The organism is Kribbella sp. NBC_00889 (assembly GCF_045207705.1).
GTDB lineage: Bacteria > Actinomycetota > Actinomycetes > Propionibacteriales > Kribbellaceae > Kribbella.
Genome location: NZ_CP108783.1, coordinates 280,927 through 299,261, shown reverse-complemented (window position 1 = coordinate 299,261; position 18,335 = coordinate 280,927). Strand labels below are relative to the sequence as shown.

The 18,335-nt window shown below is 67.7% G+C and carries 20 protein-coding genes; 7 read left to right on the top strand and 13 right to left on the bottom strand.

Going from position 1 to position 18,335, the window contains the following annotated elements; all coding sequences use genetic code 11:
- Window positions 1–37 precede the first annotated feature (37 nt).
- Window positions 38–592 (top strand): nitroreductase family protein, encoded by a 555-nt coding sequence (locus tag OG817_RS01580; RefSeq protein WP_406051655.1) that lies wholly within the window; start codon window positions 38–40, stop codon window positions 590–592.
- On the opposite strand, the gene OG817_RS01575 is transcribed toward OG817_RS01580, so the two are convergent.
- From OG817_RS01575 to mca, 3 genes are all read right to left on the bottom strand, one after another.
- A complete protein-coding gene (locus OG817_RS01575) occupies window positions 578–1,603 on the bottom strand; it encodes a CopD family protein (RefSeq protein ID WP_396396374.1) in 1,026 nt (341 codons plus the stop codon). The genes OG817_RS01580 and OG817_RS01575 overlap by 15 nt on opposite strands.
- 114 nt (window positions 1,604–1,717) lie before the next feature.
- Window positions 1,718–2,023 (bottom strand): hypothetical protein, encoded by a 306-nt coding sequence (locus tag OG817_RS01570; protein WP_406051653.1) that lies wholly within the window; start codon window positions 2,021–2,023, stop codon window positions 1,718–1,720.
- 32 nt (window positions 2,024–2,055) lie between these two features.
- Entirely contained in the window at window positions 2,056–2,919 is an 864-nt protein-coding gene (gene mca, locus OG817_RS01565) for a mycothiol conjugate amidase Mca (protein WP_406051652.1), read from the bottom strand.
- Between mca and OG817_RS01560 the strand changes: the two genes are divergently transcribed.
- Window positions 2,893–3,561 (top strand): DUF4307 domain-containing protein, encoded by a 669-nt coding sequence (locus OG817_RS01560; protein ID WP_406051650.1) that lies wholly within the window; start codon window positions 2,893–2,895, stop codon window positions 3,559–3,561. The two genes, mca and OG817_RS01560, sit on opposite strands and share 27 nt — an antisense overlap.
- Window positions 3,562–3,767: 206 nt before the next feature.
- Window positions 3,768–4,280: a transcription elongation factor GreA gene (gene greA, locus OG817_RS01555; protein ID WP_360441755.1), complete on the top strand. Its 513-nt coding sequence runs from the start codon at window positions 3,768–3,770 to the stop codon at window positions 4,278–4,280.
- A 57-nt stretch (window positions 4,281–4,337) separates the two neighbouring features.
- On the opposite strand, the gene OG817_RS01550 is transcribed toward greA, so the two are convergent.
- Genes OG817_RS01550 through OG817_RS01535 form a run of 4 tightly spaced genes read right to left on the bottom strand, consistent with a single transcriptional unit; the run spans window position 4,338 to window position 7,256 of the window.
- Entirely contained in the window at window positions 4,338–4,772 is a 435-nt protein-coding gene (locus OG817_RS01550; protein WP_396396379.1) for a VOC family protein, read from the bottom strand.
- Between the two features lie 15 nt (window positions 4,773–4,787).
- Window positions 4,788–5,381, bottom strand: a complete 594-nt coding sequence (locus OG817_RS01545; protein ID WP_406051648.1) for a TetR/AcrR family transcriptional regulator — start codon at window positions 5,379–5,381, stop codon at window positions 4,788–4,790.
- A gap of 49 nt (window positions 5,382–5,430) precedes the next feature.
- Window positions 5,431–6,276, bottom strand: a complete 846-nt coding sequence (locus OG817_RS01540) for an ABC transporter permease (protein ID WP_396396383.1) — start codon at window positions 6,274–6,276, stop codon at window positions 5,431–5,433.
- A complete protein-coding gene (locus OG817_RS01535) occupies window positions 6,273–7,256 on the bottom strand; it encodes an ATP-binding cassette domain-containing protein (RefSeq protein WP_396396385.1) in 984 nt (327 codons plus the stop codon). Before OG817_RS01535 ends, OG817_RS01540 begins: the two co-directional genes overlap by 4 nt.
- Window positions 7,257–7,426: 170 nt before the next feature.
- On the opposite strand from OG817_RS01535, the gene OG817_RS01530 reads away from it, so the two are divergent.
- Window positions 7,427–8,683, top strand: a complete 1,257-nt coding sequence (locus tag OG817_RS01530; RefSeq protein WP_406051647.1) for an MFS transporter — start codon at window positions 7,427–7,429, stop codon at window positions 8,681–8,683.
- Here the strand turns inward: OG817_RS01530 and OG817_RS01525 are convergent.
- Together OG817_RS01525 and OG817_RS01520 are read right to left on the bottom strand one after the other, a co-directional pair.
- Entirely contained in the window at window positions 8,665–9,759 is a 1,095-nt protein-coding gene (locus tag OG817_RS01525) for a hypothetical protein (RefSeq protein ID WP_406051646.1), read from the bottom strand. The two genes, OG817_RS01530 and OG817_RS01525, sit on opposite strands and share 19 nt — an antisense overlap.
- Before the next feature lie 150 nt (window positions 9,760–9,909).
- A complete protein-coding gene (locus OG817_RS01520; protein WP_396396390.1) occupies window positions 9,910–11,409 on the bottom strand; it encodes an MFS transporter in 1,500 nt (499 codons plus the stop codon).
- Between the two features lie 88 nt (window positions 11,410–11,497).
- Between OG817_RS01520 and OG817_RS01515 the strand changes: the two genes are divergently transcribed.
- Together OG817_RS01515 and OG817_RS01510 are read left to right on the top strand one after the other, a co-directional pair.
- A complete protein-coding gene (locus OG817_RS01515) occupies window positions 11,498–11,950 on the top strand; it encodes a MarR family transcriptional regulator (RefSeq protein ID WP_360441773.1) in 453 nt (150 codons plus the stop codon).
- Window positions 11,947–12,978, top strand: coding sequence for an alpha/beta fold hydrolase (locus OG817_RS01510; protein WP_406051645.1), 1,032 nt, complete (start codon window positions 11,947–11,949; stop codon window positions 12,976–12,978). Before OG817_RS01515 ends, OG817_RS01510 begins: the two co-directional genes overlap by 4 nt.
- Here the strand turns inward: OG817_RS01510 and ilvA are convergent.
- Window positions 12,971–14,173: a threonine ammonia-lyase gene (ilvA, locus tag OG817_RS01505; protein ID WP_406051644.1), complete on the bottom strand. Its 1,203-nt coding sequence runs from the start codon at window positions 14,171–14,173 to the stop codon at window positions 12,971–12,973. The two genes, OG817_RS01510 and ilvA, sit on opposite strands and share 8 nt — an antisense overlap.
- A 53-nt stretch (window positions 14,174–14,226) precedes the next feature.
- On the opposite strand from ilvA, the gene OG817_RS01500 reads away from it, so the two are divergent.
- Entirely contained in the window at window positions 14,227–15,486 is a 1,260-nt protein-coding gene (locus tag OG817_RS01500) for an aminoglycoside phosphotransferase family protein (RefSeq protein ID WP_406051643.1), read from the top strand.
- Here OG817_RS01500 and OG817_RS01495 read toward each other — a convergent pair whose 3' ends face one another.
- From OG817_RS01495 to OG817_RS01485, 3 genes are all read right to left on the bottom strand, one after another.
- Entirely contained in the window at window positions 15,487–16,248 is a 762-nt protein-coding gene (locus OG817_RS01495) for a hypothetical protein (protein WP_406051642.1), read from the bottom strand.
- A gap of 95 nt (window positions 16,249–16,343) precedes the next feature.
- Window positions 16,344–16,565 (bottom strand): hypothetical protein, encoded by a 222-nt coding sequence (locus OG817_RS01490; RefSeq protein ID WP_406051640.1) that lies wholly within the window; start codon window positions 16,563–16,565, stop codon window positions 16,344–16,346.
- Window positions 16,566–16,609: 44 nt separating this feature from the next.
- A complete protein-coding gene (locus OG817_RS01485) occupies window positions 16,610–18,232 on the bottom strand; it encodes a hypothetical protein (RefSeq protein WP_406051639.1) in 1,623 nt (540 codons plus the stop codon).
- Window positions 18,233–18,335: the final 103 nt, after the last annotated feature.

The following is an 18,335-nucleotide window of genomic DNA, read 5'->3' as shown; positions in this document are numbered from 1 at the left end:
GGACCGGCCGCCCGTCGGACGGAATGGACCGGGCCGGGTGGGACTTGAACCTGGCATGGCCGTTCATCCGCTGCTCGCGTCCCGGTTCAGCCCACTCCGGTTCGACTCCGAGGCGCCAGTGACGGATGACGATGTGGATCTGCTGCTGGAGGCGGCCCGCTGGGCACCTTCGGCCGGCAACTCACAGCCCTGGGCCTACTTCACCGCGCGGCGCGACGAGCCGGAGCACAAGCGGATCGTGCGCTATCTCGCGGCCAGTTCGGGCCGATGGGCGCCGAGTGCGGGTCTTCTCGTCGTGACGATGGCGCACCGGTTCGTCGAGGACACGGACTGGGCGTACTCCGACTTCGCGGACTACGACCTGGGCCAGTCAGTGGCCCATCTGACCCTTCAGGCCCACGCGATGGGTCTCGCCTGCCGCCAGTTCCGCGCCTTCGACCTCGACGCGCTGACCGCGGACCTGTCCCCCGGCGCCGGCTGGCACATCGTCTCGATGATCGCCATCGGCCGTGCCGCCGAAGACCGGCCTCAGGACCGCGAACGCCGTACCACCGCGGACCTGCGCACCGCGCCGTGGTCAGGCGGTCTGTGACAGGGCGACGGACAGGCCCAGGGTGACGGCCATGACGAAGAGTTCGGTGCCAACGATCCGCCAGAACGGGTTGCCCCCGTCAACCAAGTCACCGATCGCCCGGCGACGGTGCAGCCAGGCCGCGACGATCAGGATCACGAACGCGGCGATCTTCGCCAGCAGGAGTACGCCGTACGCGTCCGAAGTGAGCGCGTCGGGGATCGAACCCCAGCCGCCACCCTTCGCGGCCAGCCGGCCGGCGGCGCTCAGCAGGCCGCTCAGCAGGACGGCGATCGACGAGATCGACGCGACCTCGTTGAACCGCTCGAGCACGATCGGGAGGCCAGTGCGACTGGCCCGTCCGTAGCGAACCAGGCCGGCCAGTCCGCCGACCCAGGTGGTCGCGGCAATGACGTGGACGACAAGGGCCGCGCCGGCGACGACGACGTACGACTCGTTCCGCGGGTACGCCGTCAGGGCGGTCGGGACCAGGGCCGCGATCGCAACAAGTACGCCAAGACTGGCGGCCGACGAAGTCTGGACGCGGCGGATGCCGATCGCCAGCGCGACGACCAGGATGCCGGTGATCAGCAGCGCCTTGACCTCCGGTACGCCGAGGGCGTCGTCCAGCCGGAGGCGGAGCAGGTTCACCGGGGTGTCGAGCAGAATGGACGCGGTGACGATCGCGCCGGCGAACGCACAGACCGCCCAGATGATCGCCGCATTGCTGGCGTCGCGCACGGCCCGGCGCCCTTGCACTCCGAGCGGACCGCCCTCGATCCGTAGCAGCACCACCGCGGCAAGCAGTGCGCCCGCGCAGCCGACGGTCGCGAAGATCGAGATCAGCCGGATCAGCGGCAGCAGCCAGCCGACGAACACCGACGGTCCGCCGATGCCACCCGTGTCCTGCGGTTCACTGCCGGCCGCGAACAGACCGATGGCGAGCGCCACCGAGGCGACGATCACGGCCGTCAGACCACCCGCGACCAGACGTCCGGGCATTCGGTGCCGGGCGGCGCGGGTCGCGGTCACAGAGCGAACTCGGCAGCGGCACGATTGAACACGCGCTCACTATAGGGGCGACATCAGTGGGCGGCCCGCGCACGACACCATCTCGTGATAACGGTGTCACGAGATAGCGCGGGATCAGTGCGTTGTGTGTTCCTTGGCGTCACTCTGGGTCGGCGTCGTACCCGTCGTACCCGTCGTACCCGTCGGCTCGGCATCGCCAGCCGGGGCCGCTGAGCTGTCCGGACTCGCTGGGCCGTCGGACGGTGCTGGGGCGTCCGCACCATCGCCGTCGAAGTCGATCTTCTTCAATTGCTTGCCCATGTTGCGCCACAGCAGCACCGTGGCGGCACCGAGAGCGAGCACGATCAGCAGCGCGACCCAGCCGGGGCGCACCGAGTTCGGGTCGACCTCGGCCGCCGGAAGGAAGGTCATCACTGTCACGCCACCAGTCTCTCACTGTCCGCGCCCCGCCGTCAGCGCAGCCCCGCGAACAGATCGTCCTCGGGGAGTTCGGCCTCGACCACGCTCCGCGCCAGCTCGAAGTCCTCGGTCGGCCAGGCCGCCTGGTGCACCTCCAGCGGCACGGTGAACCAGCCGCCGTCCGGGTCGATCTGGGTGGCGTGCGCGAGCAACGCCCTGTCCCGGACCTCGAAGTACTCGGCGCACTCCACCCGGGTGGTGATCCGGCGCTCGTTCTCCGGGTCCGGTTTCCAGTCCTTCAGCCGCTCGGCGTACGGCGACTCCAGGCCGCGGGCCACCATCGCGTCGTGCAGGGCCTTCATCCGCTCGCGGTGGAACGTGTGGTGGTAGTACAGCTTCAGTGGCTGCCACGGCTCGCCGAGCTCCGGGTACGCGTCCTTGTCCCCCGCCGCCTCGAACGCGGCCACCGCGATCTGGTGGCACATCACGTGGTCCGGGTGCGGGTAGCCGCCGTTCTCGTCGTACGTCGTAACGACCTGCGGACGGAACTCGCGGATCAGCTTCACCAGCGGGGCTGCGGCGTCCTCGACCTTGAGCGCGGCGAAGCAGCCCTCCGGCAGTGGCGGCGGCGGGTCGCCCTCCGGGAATCCGGAGTCCACCCAGCCGAGCCAGGTCTGCTCGATGCCGAGGATCTCGCGGGCCGTGTCCATTTCCTTGCGGCGGATCTCGGTGATGTTGGCCAGCACCTCCGGCCGGTCCATCTTCGGGTTCAGGATCGACCCGCGTTCCCCACCGGTGCACGTGGCCACCATGACCTCGACACCCTCGGCCACGTACCGGGCGGTCGAAGCGGCCCCCTTGCTGGACTCGTCATCTGGGTGCGCGTGCACATGCAACAACCGAAGATCTTCACTCACAAGACACAATGGTCCTCCAACCCCGGACCAAACCCACGACCGACCCCCTCTGGACATCCCTTGACGGACCCCACGCCGACCACCCCCTCCACGCCACCGGAAGCCACCGAGGCGCTGGATGACAGGGCTCTGGACAACAGCACCTCGGCCGCAGCGGCGAGCAACCAGGCAGTGACCGGGCCGACCGCGTTCGCGCCGAGCTCAGGCGGGAGCGGGGATGGAGGAGGACATGGGAGTTCGGCAGCCGACCTTGATGCGCGGTACGGGCGGGGGCGGCGGTCTCGGCGGCCGTTGATCATCGGGGTGGTGGCCGTGGTGGCCGCGGCCGGGCTGGCGTGGTTGGCGTGGGCGGCGATCGTCGGGTCGAATCCGCCGGTGACGTCGCGGTTGCTGCGGTTCGAGGTGACGTCGGCGACCAGCGCGACGGCGACCATCCAGGTGGACCGGACCAAGTCGGTGGAGGCGAACTGCCGGCTGCAGGCCAAGTCGGCCGACTTCTCCATCGTCGGCGAACTCACGCTGACGATCCCGGCCGACTCCCCCAGGCACCAGACCCTGCCCGCGACGCTGACGACGCAACGCTCCGCAACCTCGGTGGTACTGATCGGTTGCACGACCGCGGACTCGCACCGGCCGCACTGACCTCCGGACGGCCGTCCGGCAACCGATTACCGGTCAGTTCGCCGGGATGTGGGAAGAACCACCAAGCAAACGGTTTCCCCGCGTTTGAGGCCTCGCAGAACTGTGGGGTTCTCCGCCGGATCTTGCTACGCTCAGTGGATTGGTCGCCGTCGACGACGGCGGCCAGCAGCTTTTCCTGCCCATCCCACCGACACAAGGAGCAGCCCGTGACGCAGAGGATCGATGAGGACAGCGTTGTCTGGCTGACGCAGGAGGGTTACGACCAGCTGAAGGCCGAGCTCGAGCACCTCAAGGGCCCCGCCCGTGCCGAGATCACGCAGCGCATCAGCGACGCCCGCGACGAGGGCGACCTGAAGGAGAACGGCGGGTACCACGCCGCCAAGGACGAGCAGGGCAAGATCGAGGCCCGGATCCGGCAGCTCGAGGACATGCTCCGCCGTGCCCGGGTCGGCGAGACCCCGAAGGCCGGCGGCAAGGTCGAGCCCGGGATGAAGGTGTCAATCAAGTTCGCCGGTGACGACGACGTCGAGACGTTCCTGCTCGGCTCCCGCGAACTGCTTGCCCTGGACGCGTCGGTCGACATCGACGTGTACTCGCCACAGTCCCCGCTGGGCTCGGCGATCCTGGGCAAGAAGAAGGGCGACAAGGCCAGCTACGAGGCCCCGAACGGCAAGGACGTCACCGTCGAGATCGTCGCCGCCGAACCCTTCACCGGCTGACCCACCCGCCTCGAGCGCCCCGGTGGACTCCACCGGGGCGCTCGCCATTTCCGGCGCTCAGTGCACGGCTGGGGCGAAGAGCTCCAGCTGGATGTTGTCCTGGTCGCGGAAGACGAGGACCGAGGCATAGGGTTCGTCCACGATCGGGGACTGGGTGAGTGGCTTGTCGGCGGTGTCCGCACGGACCACGCCATGGGCCTCGAGATGGTCCTGCCACTGGGTGAGGTCGTCGCGGGAGCCGACCGCGAAGCCGGCGTGGTCGAGACCGGTCGTCGTCTCCTTGCACAGGCCGCCGTCGTTGGTGTCGTGGCGGTGCAGGGCGATCATCAGCTGATGATCCGCATCGGCGAGGATGCGGCCGACGCCGCCTTGATGCGGTACGTCGAGCACCGGGTGGACGCCGAACACTTCGCCGTACCACTGGACGCTCGACTCCAGGTCGGTCACGGTCAGGGCCAGATGATGCAGTCTGGGCTGGGTGACTGTGGACATGATTCCCCCTCGGGATTACACGGACTCCCCGCTCGAGTACTGAGCCAGGAACATCCGGGTGACGTCGTCGACGAGGCCGCTCCATCGGTCGCCGCCAGGGTCGTTGGAGACCTGCTGGTCGACCAGGCCGGTGGTGATGGCGGTCCAGATGTCGAGCTGACGTTGATCGTGCACGCCGTTGCGTGCGAGGAGCTCACGGGTCCGCTCAAGGGCGGCGACGGCGAGCTCGTACGACTCGGGCGACGGCGTGAAGCCGGGCACCGAGTGCTGGAACAGCAGCTGATACCGGGGGATGTCGGACACGCAGAACGTGATGAAGGCGCGTGCCTCGGTCAGCAGGTCCTCGGCCGGCTGGTCCGTCACCGGCAGCGTGGCCTTCAGGTCGAGGAAGGCCTGCGCGGCCTGCGCGAACATCGCGTCCAGGATCGCGTTCTTGGACTCGAAGTACGCATAGACGGTGGGTGTGGTGATCCCAGCCCGGCGCGCCAGCTCGCGCAGCGACAACGCGGCCAGCCCTTCCTCGCGAACCAGCTCCCACGCGGCCGCGAGCACCGAGGCGCGGGCGTTCTCCCGCCGCGCCTCCCGCCAGTTCCCCCGTTCCTTTAACACAGTTCGAATTATTTGCACGCCGTATAAGTCTTGTCAATGACTCAACGGCTCAACGACTGGTGGCGCTGCGGTATTTGCGGACGGCCAGGGGGGCGAAGACGGCGATGATCGCGGCGCACCAGATGAGGGACAGCCAAACCGGGTGCTGGGCGGGGAAGCCGTCGGGGCTGGCGAAGGGTGACGGGTTGCCGAACAGGTGGCGGCAAGCGGCGACGATGGAGGAGATCGGGTTCCACTCGGCGACCGGTTGCAGACCGCTGGGCAGGTTCGGCGTCGGAACGAAGGCGTTGGACAGGAAGGTCAGCGGGAACAGCCAGATCAGTCCTGCCGACGCCGCCACCTCGGGACTGCCGACGGACAGACCGATGAGCGCACCGACCCAGAGCATCGCGAACGCGAACAACAGCAGGATCCCGAACGCCGCCAGCGCCTGACCGAAACCGTGGTGCCAGCGCCAGCCGACGATGAAGCCGCAGATCACCATCACCAGCATCACGAACGCGTTGAACACGACGTCGCCGACCACCCGCCCCGCGATCACACCGGACCGCGCCATCGGCAGCGACCGGAACCGGTCGATCAGGCCTTTCGACATGTCGTCGGCCAGCCCGACACTCGCCGAGGCGACCGCGAACGCCATCGTCTGCGCGAAGATCCCGGCCATCAGGAACTCCCGGTACGCTCGCGGACCCGGGAAGCCGGGGATCGGGATCGCGTTGCCGAACACGTACGCGAACAACAGCACGAACATGATCGGCTGGATCGTCGCGTAGATCAGCATGTCCGGCGTCCGCGGGATCCGCTTGAGCGTCCGCCACGCCAGGATGCCGGCATCGGAGAACGCCCGGCCGAGCGGATTCACCTTGCCCGGCTCGTCGATGTCCGCCGCACTCATGAGTCCTTCTCCTTCTTCTGCTCGGCCTCATGCCCGGTCAGGGTGAGAAACACGTCGTCCAGGGTCGGCCGCCGCAGCCCGATGTCGGCGATCCGGATGCCACCCGCATCGAGGGTCCGGATCACCTCGACCAGCGCGCTCGATCCGCCGGGCGCCGGCATGGTGATCCGGCGCGCGTGCTCATCCTTCGTGGTGGAGTCGGGCTCGGTGATGTCGAGCGAGGCGATGAGCAACTCGAGCGCCCGGGTGGTCTCCGCCGGGTCGTGAACGACGACCTCGATCCGCTCACCGCCCACCTTCGCCTTGAGCTCGTCCGCCGTACCGCGGGCGATCACCGAACCGTGGTCGACGACCACGATGCTGTCCGCGAGCTCGTCGGCCTCTTCCAGGTACTGCGTCGTGAGCAGGATCGTGACGCCTTCACGGACCCGGTCGCGGATGATCTGCCACAGGTCGAGCCGGCTGCGCGGGTCGAGCCCGGTGGTCGGCTCGTCGAGGAACAGCACCCGCGGGTGGGCGATCAGCGAACCGGCCAGGTCGAGCCGGCGGCGCATGCCACCCGAGTAAGTCTTCAGCGTCCGGTCCGCGGCGTCGATGAGGTCGAAGATGTCGAGCAGCTCCTCGGCCCGTTGCTTCGCCTGCTGACTGCTCAGCTGGTACAGCCGGCCGAACATCCACAGGTTCTCCCGGCCGGTCAGCAGTTCGTCGACGGCGGCGTACTGTCCGGAGAGTCCGACCAGTGAGCGGACGCGGTCTGCCTCCTTCACCACGTCGTGGCCGAGCACGCGGGCGGTGCCCTGGTCGGGCTTCAGCAGCGTGGTCAGCACGCGGACCGCCGTGGTCTTGCCCGCCCCGTTCGGCCCGAGCAGGCCGAGCACTGTCCCTTCGGGAACCTCGAGGTCGATCCCGTCGAGCGCCTTGACGGTGTCCTTCCTGGTCCTGAATGTCTTCACGAGGCCGGTCGCCTCGACAGCAGCCATTCCGTCGATCCCCCTTCTGGATGTGACGCAAGCCACCATCCTGACCGACCCCACCGACACTTTCGACACTTTTCTTGGCGATCTATTTTCAGGCTCAGATTGAGTCGACCAGACTCAATTTTGTTGATAGTTGAGTCGACACGACTCAAGTCTCGGCCTAGCGTCGCGCCGTGACCTCCCAGAGCATCCTCAGACACCCCGACTTCCGCCGGTTGTGGATCGCTGATCTGCTCAGTCAGCTCGGTAGCCGCCTGAGCATGATCGCGATCCCGCTGCTCGCCGTGCTGACCCTCGACGCGTCGACCCTCCAGGTCTCGCTCCTCAGGACATGCGAGACGGCCGCCTGGCTGCTACTCGGACTGTTCGCCGGTGCCTGGGTCGACCGGATCCGGTGTCTCCCGGTGCTCGTGTACGCCGATCTGGGCCGGGCACTGCTCTTCGCGACGATTCCCGTCGCCGCCTGGTTCGGCGTACTGAGTCTCACGCAGCTGTACGTCGTACTGGCGCTGACCGGCGTCCTCACAGTGCTCTTCGACGTGGCACACAGCACCTACCCGCCTCGGCTGCTGGATCCTGACCAGTTGCTGCCCGGCAACGCCAAGCTAGCGGCCAACCACTCCGTCGGCGCAGTGATCGGCGCGGGCGCGGGCGGCGTACTCGTGCAGTGGCTCGGTGCGGCTGTCACGATTGGCGTGGACGCACTGAGCTTCCTGTGGTCCGCACTATGGCTTCGCTCGATCCGTACGCCGGAAGCACAGCCGGCCAAGGCGGACCGGCCGAACCTCAAGCGGGAGATCGCGGAGGGGATGCGGTACGTCTTCAGTCACCCGCTGCTGCGGCCGATGGCGCTCAACACGGCGACGACCATGCTGTTCCAGGCAGCCGCCGGCGCGATCATGATCGTCTACCTGGTCCGCGAGGTTCACCTGCAGCCGGGCACCATCGGCGTACTGAGCATGATCGGCCTCGGCGGAGCGATAGTGGCGTCAGGCGTGACCGAGAAGATCAGCAACAGGTACGGCGACGCCCGCACGTTGCTCCTGTCGTCGACAGGCATCGGCGTCGCGTTCACCCTCCAGGCGCTGACCGCACCGGGCTGGCAGGTGAGCTGGTACGTCGTCTCGATGCTGCTCGCCGGCTTCTGCATCATCGTCTGCTACATCCTGCAGGTGAGCACCCGGCAGCGCGTGTGCCCACCGGAACTGCAGGGCCGGGTCAGCGCCACCATGAGCTTCGTCAGCTGGGGCGCTGCTCCGCTCGGCAGTCTGCTGGGCGGTGCGCTCGGTACGGCGTTCGGATTGCACGCGACCTTGTGGATCGCCGGTCTGGCGGCCCTGGCCGGCAACGCGTTCCTCTATTTCTCACCGTTCCGCACCTTGCGCACCGTCCCGGCCACGCAACAGGTCGATCAGTCGGAGGCGATCTGAGCGGTGCCGACGAGGACCTCGACGTCGAGGGCGGCGCGGCCGCGGCCGATCTCCACGTCCTTGGACTGGCCGGAGACCGCGCCGGTCCAGGTGACCCGACCGAGCTGGGCCTCGGTGTGGACGCGGACGTCGGAACCGCGGCGCAGCACAACGTTCGCAGTACCGGACTCGACCCGGACGCGGGACCGGCCCTTGGTGAGCTGGGCGTCCAGATTGGCCGAGCCGGCCTGGACGAGCAGGTCGATCGGGCCGTCCACGTCGGAGACCTTCGCCGTACCGGCGGTGACGCGGACCCGGCTCAGCCCGGGCAGGCGCTCGGCGTGCACGCTGCCGCCCGTCACCTCGACCTCGACCTGCAGGCCGGGGTTGACCCGGATGGACAGTTCCTTGGCGAGGCCGTTCACGTGCGACTTCAGGTCGGTCGGGTTGCGCAGCATGCTGAACCCGTCGATCGAGACGCCCATGTCGCCTTCGCTGCTGATCGCGAGGGTGTCGCCGTCCCGCTTGATCACGTGCGGTCCGTCCACCGCGACGCCGTTGACGGCCGGCTCGCCGATCAACCGCACCCGGCGACCGATCGCCCGCACCGTCACCCGCTGCACCCCCGCCGGCATCGGCACGTTGCTGTGCTCCTCCTCGACCTCTTCAACCTCTTCGATTTCGTCGGTAGCGGAGTTCTCAGAAGTCGCGGGGCTCTCTGCGGGAGCTTCGTCGACCACGCTGTCCTGCACGCCGTTTCCGGCGGCAGCGTGCCGCCCGCCCGGCGTCGAGCCGGCCTCGCCACCATTCGCGGCGCCCTCAGGTACCGCCGTGTCGGCGGCGTCCGGGGCGTCCACCACATCGGCCCAGACCGAGGTGGACGGGAGGTCCTCCGCGGCCGGCCAATCCGTGGACGGCGCGTCCTTGGTCGAGTCCTCGGCAACCGGAGGCGTCGGCGCCGGCTCGTCGGCCTCGGTGGTCGTCGGGGCCTGAATGGCGGCGATCAGGGTGGTGGCTTCCTCAGGTGAGAGGTGGCCCTTGGCGACCCGGTCGAGGACGTCCTTGACCCGCCGGTCGTAATCGCTCTGGTTGCTCATGCGCCCAGTCCAGCATCCCCGCGGGTCGAAACCAATCCGGGATCGCCCGGAATCCCGCCGGACGCAGCGGTGCGGATCCCGGGGAGTAGCCCGCGACCCGCACCAGCTGGGTTTCTCATATGTGCACAGCCCGGACCGGGCTGGTTGTTGTCACGCGGCCGGCGTCATCTCCTCCGCGGCCAGTTCGTCCTGTACGGCGGCCAGCTCGGCGGCCTCGGCCTCCTCAGCGGCACGCCGACTGCGCAGACCACGCAGACCGGTCAAGGCCACCACCAGTCCGAGCGCCGCGATCCCGGTCACCACAGCCAGACCCGGCTTGTACGCCGACAGCATCCCGGCCGAGGTGGTCACGCCGTCCGACCTGCTGCTGATCACCGCGGTCACGATCGCGAGGACCACCGCGCCACCGACCTGGTTGGAGGTGTTGAACAGCCCGGACGCCAGCCCCTGCTCGTGATCCGGGACCCCGGACACGGCCTGGATGTTCAGTGCCGGGAACCCGATCGCGAACCCGAGACCGAGCAGGATGATCGTCGGGAACACAGTCGAGAAGTACGCCGACTCCGGACCGATCCGCAGCGACAGGGCGTACCCGACGACGAACAGCGCCATCGACGCGATGATCATCGTCTCGGTGCCGAGCCGGTCGGCCAGCTTGCCCGCGTTCGGCGACAGGGTGGCGACCAGCAGACCGGCGGGCAGGAAGGCCAGCGCAGTCTGGAACGACGACCAGCCGAGCAGGTTCTGCAGGTACATGGTGCCGATCAACTGGAAGGCGACGTACGCACCGAAGACGGTCAGGATGGCCAGGTTCGCCCGGCGGAGCGAGGCGTTGCGGAGGATGCCGAGCCGGACCAGCGGGTGCTTCGACCGGAGTTCGATCGCGACGAAGCCGGCCAGCAGGACGATCGCGAGCGCGAACATCCCGAAGGTCTGCACCGACACCCAACCTGCTTGCTCGGCACCGACCACGGCGTACACCAAGGACAGCATGCCGCCGGTGACAGTGATCGCTCCGGGGACGTCGTACCCGCCGGAAGCGTTGTCGCGCGGGCTGTTCGGGATCAGCTTGATCGCGAACAGCAGCACGATCAGGGCGACCGGGCCGGGCATCAGGAAGGTCCAGCGCCAGCCGACCTCGGTCAGCGCGCCGCCGAGGATCAGGCCCATCGAGAAGCCGCTGGCGGCGCAGGTGGTGAAGATGCTGAGGGCACGGTTACGGTCCGGGCCCTCGTGGAAGGTCGTGGTGATGATGGAGAGCGCGGCCGGCGCGGTGAACGCGGCGGCGACGCCCTTGACGAACCGCGCGGCGATGAGCAGTTCGGGGTTCGTGGCCAGCGAGCTCAGCATCGAGACCGCGGCGAACACGGCCAGCGCGATCAGGAAGACGCGGCGCCTGCCGAGCAGGTCGGCGGTCCGGCCGCCGAGCAGCAGCAGGCCGCCGTACCCGAGCACGTAGCCGGTCACGACCCATTGCAGAGAAGAGAGGGAGACGTTCAGGTCTGCGCCGATGGACGGCAGGGACATACCGACCATGGACACGTCCAGGCCGTCGAGGAAGATCACGCCGCAGACCACCAGGAGGGCGCCCCACAGGCGCGCGTCCCAAGTCATCCGGGCCGGTGATGTGGTGTGCGTTGTCTGTGTCACGAGGGGAGACTATTCCATGCGTGTGCATCTAATGTCTAGGCATTAAATGCGTTTGCATTGAATGCGCGTGCATGCTATGGTCGCCTCCATGGCCGCCACGAAGGTCAGCGCCGGTCCTGGTGAGACCGCCGCCGATGTCAGTGCAGATGTGAGGGAATGGCGCGAGCTGCTGGCTCGCCACGCCGACCTGACCTGCGCCCTCGATCGGGCTCTGCAGGCCGGCCATTCGCTGGGCATGAGTGAGTACGAGGTGCTCGAGCGTCTCGCCGAGCTGCCCGAACACTCCGCCAAGGTGCAGACGATCGCGAAGTCGGTCCATCTCAGCCAGAGCGCGCTGTCCCGGGTGATCGGCCGGCTGGAGACCGCCGGTCTGGTCGAGCGGCACATGTGCCCCGAGGATCGGCGCGCGGTCAACGTCCGGCTCACCGACGACGGTCTGCACCTTCAGGCAGAGGCCGAGCCGACCCAGCGCCGGGTGCTCGCCGAGCGGCTGCACGCACCCCTGGTGAAGAGCTGTCAGCCTCCTACCATCGGTGAATGACTGACGAACCGCTCCTGACCGCCGAGGAAGCTCGGGAAGTCATCGAGGACCTGAACCGCATCGTCGCGCCCGACGGCATCCAGGAGACGTACCAACTCCGGGCCGGAGGCGTCGACCACTGGGTCTACGCCCGTGGTCAGGACCGGTCGAACCCGGTCATCCTGTTCGTGCACGGTGGTCCCGCGTCGCCGCTGTCGCCGGTGATGTGGCAGTTCCAGCGGCCGATCGAGGAGTACTTCACGGTCGTCACCTACGACCAGCGCGGCGCCGGCCGGACCTTTCGTACGGTCGATCCGGACACCATCGCGGACACCCTGAAGATCGAGCAGTACGTCGCCGACGCGATCGAGCTCACCGAGCAGATCCGGGAGCGGTACGGCGTCGGCAAAGTGATCCTGATGGGTCACAGCTGGGGCACCGTGATCGCAACGCACGCCGCCCTCGCCCGGCCCGACCTGTTCCACGCGTACGTCGGGATCGGCCAGTTCATCAACTCCCGGACGAACGAACGACTCTCGTTCGAATACGCCCTCGAGCAGGCCCGCGAACACAACCACACCGAGGCCCTCGAGCAGCTCGCGTCGATCGCGCCGTACCCCGGCGACGAGCCTGTGACCCGGGACCGGATCATCATCGCGCGTGAATGGGCGCAGTACCGCGGCGGCCTGACGGCGTACCGGACCGACTCGACCTACTTCTTCCAGGCGCCACTGCTGTCGCCGGAGTACACCCTCGACGAGGGTGAAACCATTGGCGAGGGCAACATGTTCACCCTCGGCCGGGTGCTGGACGAGTTGTTGGAGGTCGACTTCACCGGGGTGACCGAGTTCCCGATCCCGGTTGTCATGTTCCTCGGGCGGCACGACTACACGACGCCGAGTGCCCCGACCGCCGAGTGGATCGAGGCGGTCAAGGCGCCGTACAAGCAGGCCGTCTGGTTCGAGCGCTCGTCACACATGTTGCCCTGGGAGGAGCCCGGCAAGATGCTGGTCAGCCTGCTCGCCCACGTCCGGCCGCAGGTCAGTTGAGCGTGTAGGTGTAGCCGTTGCCGGTCAGACCGGCCAGGACGCGGTCGCGGTGGTCCTCACCCCGCAGTTCGAGTTGCAGCGCCACCTCGACCTCATCCAGGTTCAGCGTCTCCGAGATGCGCTCGTGCAGTACCTCGATGAGGTTGGCGTCCATCCCGGCCAGCTGGGTCAGCAGTGTGGCGAGCCCTCCGGGCGTGTCCGGGATCCGCACTCGCAGCGACAGGTACCGCGCGGCCGCGGCCATGCCGTGCCGGATGACGCGCATCAGCAGCAGCGGGTCGATGTTGCCGCCGGACAGCACCACCACGACCGGCGGCTTGAACCGCTCCGGCTCGTCCAGTACGGCGGCCACCGCGGCGGCACCGGCCGGTTCGACCACGAGCTTCGCCCGCTCCAGCAGCAACAAAAGGGCCTTGGACAACGAATCCTCGCCGACCGTGCGCATCTCCCCGACGTACTGCTGGACCGCCTCGAACGGGACCTTGCCCGGCAGTCCGACCGCGATCCCGTCCGCCATCGTCGCCATCTCCGCCAGCTGGACCGGTTCGCCGGCCGCCAGTGAGGCCGGGTACGCCGCCGCACCCGCGGCCTGCACGCCGACGACCTCGATCGGCGCCCCGTCGCGTTGCATCGCCGCCGCGATCCCGGCGATCAGGCCGCCGCCACCGGTCGGTACGACGACCGTCCGGACCTGCGGGCACTGCTCGACGATCTCCAGCCCGGCGGTGGCCTGACCGGCGACGATGTCAGGGTGGTCGAACGGGTGGATCAGCACCGCTCCTGTCTCGGCCTCGAACGCGTGCGCCGCCCGCAGGCAGTCGTCGATCGACGTGCCGACGAAGCGAATCTCCGCGCCGTACGCGCGGGTCGCCTTCTCCTTCGGGATCGGTGCGCCGTGCGGCATGAACACGGTCGCCTTGATGCCGAGCAGTTGGGCCGCGAGCGCGACGCCCTGGGCGTGGTTTCCGGCGCTCGCCGCGACCACGCCGCGCGACCGCTCGGCCTTGGACAGCCGCGCCATCCGCACGTACGCGCCGCGCAGCTTGAACGACCCGGTGCGCTGCAGGTTCTCGCACTTCAGGAACACGTCGCCGCCGACCAGTTCGCTCAGCCAGCGCGAGTACTCCAGCGGCGTCGGCGCCACCACGTCATGCAACAGGTCCGCCGCTCGCACGATGTCCTTGGCATCGATCACGTCCTTACCCTACGCATCAAAACCAGTTGCACCCGCCACATACGCTGCGGCTCATGAAGGTCACGGCTGTCGTGGTTCGCCACTCCGACGAGGCGGTCCTCGTGCTGCCTTCCGGCCTGCCGCAGGTGGACGTCGCCGAGAAGCTCTGGTTCCCGAACGTGGAGGCCGCGGTCGGCCGGCTCCGCGAGCAGCTGTCGATCGAGGCCGTCGTCCTCACCTGCCTTGACGAAGAGCCGACCACCTATCTCATGCTCTCGACCGGCACGGTTCCAGCGGATGCCCGGTGGGTGCATGACCTCGACGATCCGGCGGTCGTGGCCGCGCGCGAGCACCTCGCCCTCCCGGCGGACTCCCCCGTGACGCCGGCGTGGACCAGGCCGGGCTGGTACGACGAAGCGCTGTCGTGGATCGACGAACAGGTCGCGAGGACGGGTCCGTGGTCCCAGGTGCGCTCGTGGGGGCTGTCGAACGTACTGCGTGTCCCGACGGCCCAGGGAGACGTGTACTTCAAGGCACTGGCGCACTCCAGCACCATCCGGCCGGCACGGGCGGATGCGTTGCCCCTGTTGTTCGCGCACGAGCCGATGTTGTTGAAGCAGCTCTCCGAGGAGCGGCCTGGTGAGGTGCCTGCGCCGCTGGCCGTGGACGAGAAGCGGGCTTGGATGTTGCTGCCCGACCTCGGACCCCCGTTGGCCGACTTTCCGGACGTTTCGCTGTGGATCGACGCACTGCGCGGGCACGCCAGGTTGCAGCGCAGCTTTGCGGATCAGCCGGATCGGCTGCTGGAGTTCAGCTGTGTCGACCGTCGGCTGGGCGTACTGGAGGGCGAGATCGACCGGCTGCTCGGGCCGACCCCCGCCACCGATCTGCTCGAACCCGCGGAGCGCGCGCTGCTGCCGAGGCGGGCCGAACAGTTGCGTGAGGCAATCACCGAGCTCGCGGCGATCGGCGTACCGGAGACTCTTCTGCACGGTGATCTGCATCCGCGGAACCTTGCTGTCCGGGACGGTCGGGTGTTGGCGTTCGACTGGACGGACGCCGCTGTGTCCCATCCGTTCCTGGACCTCGTGACGTTCTTCGAGCAACGGTCGCCGACGTCGACGGATCCGCGGCTGAAGGATGCCTATCTGGCCGAGTGGGAGTCGTACGCCTCGCCCGCGGACCTGCGTCGTGCGCTCGAGCTGGCCGAGGAGCTGGGAGCACTCCACCAGGTCATGACCTACGCGCACCTGCCGGACAACGTGTCCGGACCGAGCATGGAGTCCATGCTCCGCGGCGGCGTGTGGTGGCTGCGGCGGATCCTTGCGCAGTAGTCAGCGGTGCAGCACGGCCAACTGGTTGCGCATACCGCGGCGGACCGGCGGATCGAGGTGCCGGTCCCACGTCGGACGACGCTCTCCGCGCAGCGAGGCGTAGTACGCGAGCGCCTCGGACAACGCCGCTTCACGGAGGTACCCGCGCGCCAACGGCTGCTTGCCCCGCCCGTTCGGACGCGGCCGTCGCTCGTACGCCGCGTTGGCGGTGAAGATCCCGAGTCCGTAGAACACGGTGAGCAGATCGGTCAGTGGTTCGTGGTCGGGCCGGCGCGCCACCGAGATCCGGCTGCTGCCGAGCAGCAGTTCATGCCCGGCTTCATGGGCGAAGATCGCGATCAGCGCGACCGGGTCGGCGGCCAGCGTCGGCGACAGTTGGATCTGGTTGCGCTCGGCGCCGCGGATCCACCGGCCGGAAGGTTCCTTCACCACCGAGGCCGACCTGCGGTACGCCGGCCGCCGGATGCCGTCACCGACGAGTTCGAAGCTGAGGGCGCACTGATCCGGCCGAAGATCCATCCGCTCGCTGACCAGCCGGCACAACTCCTCCGCGGCCGGCCGGCTGCCGTCGTACCCGGCCGGGATGAGATCGGTGGGCAGCGCGATCGGCCGCAGCACCACGTCGCGGCCGAACTCGGTGATCATCCACTCCATCGACGACCGGATCCATCGGCGGCTGCCACCCGGCAAGCGCTCCCGTGGCGCCTTCAACTGAGACCGCACCTGCTGGCTCCGCCGCAACACCCCGATCGGATTCCTCACCCGCCGGATCATGCCAATCGGACGCCGATGTAAACCCAGTTGGTTCCACAGAGTTCCCGATCACGTACGCCGAGCTATGTCGGTCTGAGGGGTTGTCAGTCCTGTCGACGCCGGCGTCGACCTCCGACCCTCCGGATGCCACGTGCACGCCGTCCGGCTCCTTGAGCGCTCTTCGCCGCGCCGGTCAGGTCCGCGAGCAGCTCACCCCCGACGACGTACTGCTCGTACTGACCGACTTTGTCGAGCTCGCGACGAATGACCTTCTCGTCGATGCTCGGCGGAACAATCCAGACCCCCAGGTCACCCTTGAACTTCACGATTCCCCCTCAAATCACCGCGCGTACAGCACAACGTCGGAGCGCTAGCTGACTCGCTGTTTTGCCAACATAGCACTGTAAAGCACCGATCTGCGGAGCCATCCGTAGCAGATCCAGAGGCTGTTCAGCGCCGACACCCCAACCAATACTGCCCAGATTCCCTTGGCGCCGAGCAGCGAGTACGGACCATCGACCGCAGGCTTGCTGGCGACCGCGCCGAGATAGATCGACGCCGACGCCAGTGAGGCGATGAAGCTCACCAACGAACTCAGACGGCTCGCTGTGGTGCCGCCGAACGGTCCTTTTCCGCGCTCCAGGCCAATCCAGGCAGAACTGACGACCGGAAACGAGAGAAGGACGGCAGTCACATCCCCTGGTACGGCTAGAGCAGGATCGTGTGACGCGAGGCGTCCCGCGATGAGAATGAGGCAGAACGACGCGATGGCGGTCACCGCGGCGGCTCCGAACGAGCCTGGCGGTCGCTCGAAGAACGAGAGTCTCAGTCGCCAGTTGGCCGAGTCGATCGGCGCGTCGCGGACATAGAAATGGCTGTAGCGCTGGCCGAGACGGGGCCGCATTCGCAGATAGTACGAGGGCTCAGGAACATGATTCAGCAGATCCTGCCCAGCGAGATAGGTATCGGGCGGGCCGACAAACTCGAGGTGATAGCTCGGTGTCAGATGAGCCTTCTCGATCGGAACCTTGAACTGGTTGGATCGAACCCCGAGTCCTTTCCGGAACCTGTCGAAGAACCAGGCGATAGGGTCGTCCGAGAATTCTGGCGAGTCCAGCGGCAGCATCCGCCGCTCCGTTGCCGACAGCACCTCCCACTGCTCGTCCTCGCGCACCGGGCTGACTGGAACCTTCACGACGACCGCGTAGTGGACTACGAGGATCTTCGCCATCGACTTCATCAACTGCCGCGCCGGTGTGCGCGCGGGACGGCCATGCTCCATCGTCCTGAACAGTTCGTCCACCGCCGCGTCCGCATCGGTCGCCGGGGCACGATCGGCGATCATCCGCATCAACTTCTGCTCGATCAGCAAATATCGGCTGTGGGCCCGACGCCCATCGATTCGGGCGAGGTAGCGCATGATCACGCTGACCAGTTCCAGGTAGTCCGCATAGGACAACGAGGCGCGCGCGGAACCGTCGGCCGCGGTGATCTGAAGGTCATCGAACAGCCTTCCCTTCTTCACCACCATGAAGGGGACGAACAAGGCACCGTCCTGCACGTTTGATCCCGGCAACCTCAGCGTATAAACAGTGTGAAAGGACATCGCACGCGCAAGGGGCGACACCGTCTCCCGAATGCGTGAATACAACAACTTCGGAAACAGGATGCCTTGCATGAAGACGATCGCCTGACGCGGCTCGACGACGCCAGGACGCCACACCCAACTCGAGTCCGCCGCGACGTGAGGCTTGACGGTCCGTTGAATGTTCCGGTGCGCCAGAACCGCCGCGACAACTGCGCAGGCCACCGCGACAGAGCCGATCACGATCGCCCGGGCGACATGATCCCTCGCGGTGTTCACGAGCGCAGACACCGACAACCCAAAGGCGATCCCGACCAAGCCTGTGTGAACCCATCGGTAATATCTCCGGAGAAATCCTTCCTTGACCCCGGCAGACACCACTTTTGTACCGACTCCTGCCGTCGTCACGAATCGATCGTTTGCATCCGCGTCCCCCACCCCAGCGCGATTCGGCAAATCTCACTGGGAACATCGGGAGACAGACAGCACTGTTACAGCCGGTGAACTCTTC

Excerpts from the sequence above, each read along its gene's own strand:
- OG817_RS01515 (WP_360441773.1), top strand. The coding sequence starts at position 11,498 with ATGGCCGCCACGAAGGTCAGCGCCGGTCCTGGTGAGACCGCCGCCGAT.
- OG817_RS01550 (WP_396396379.1), bottom strand. The coding sequence starts at position 4,772 with ATGTCCACAGTCACCCAGCCCAGACTGCATCATCTGGCCCTGACCGTG.
- OG817_RS01560 (WP_406051650.1), top strand. The coding sequence starts at position 2,893 with ATGCAACAACCGAAGATCTTCACTCACAAGACACAATGGTCCTCCAAC.
- OG817_RS01540 (WP_396396383.1), bottom strand. The coding sequence starts at position 6,276 with ATGAGTGCGGCGGACATCGACGAGCCGGGCAAGGTGAATCCGCTCGGC.
- OG817_RS01525 (WP_406051646.1), bottom strand. The coding sequence starts at position 9,759 with ATGAGCAACCAGAGCGATTACGACCGGCGGGTCAAGGACGTCCTCGAC.
- OG817_RS01535 (WP_396396385.1), bottom strand. The coding sequence starts at position 7,256 with ATGGCTGCTGTCGAGGCGACCGGCCTCGTGAAGACATTCAGGACCAGG.
- OG817_RS01500 (WP_406051643.1), top strand. The coding sequence starts at position 14,227 with ATGAAGGTCACGGCTGTCGTGGTTCGCCACTCCGACGAGGCGGTCCTC.
- OG817_RS01510 (WP_406051645.1), top strand. The coding sequence starts at position 11,947 with ATGACTGACGAACCGCTCCTGACCGCCGAGGAAGCTCGGGAAGTCATC.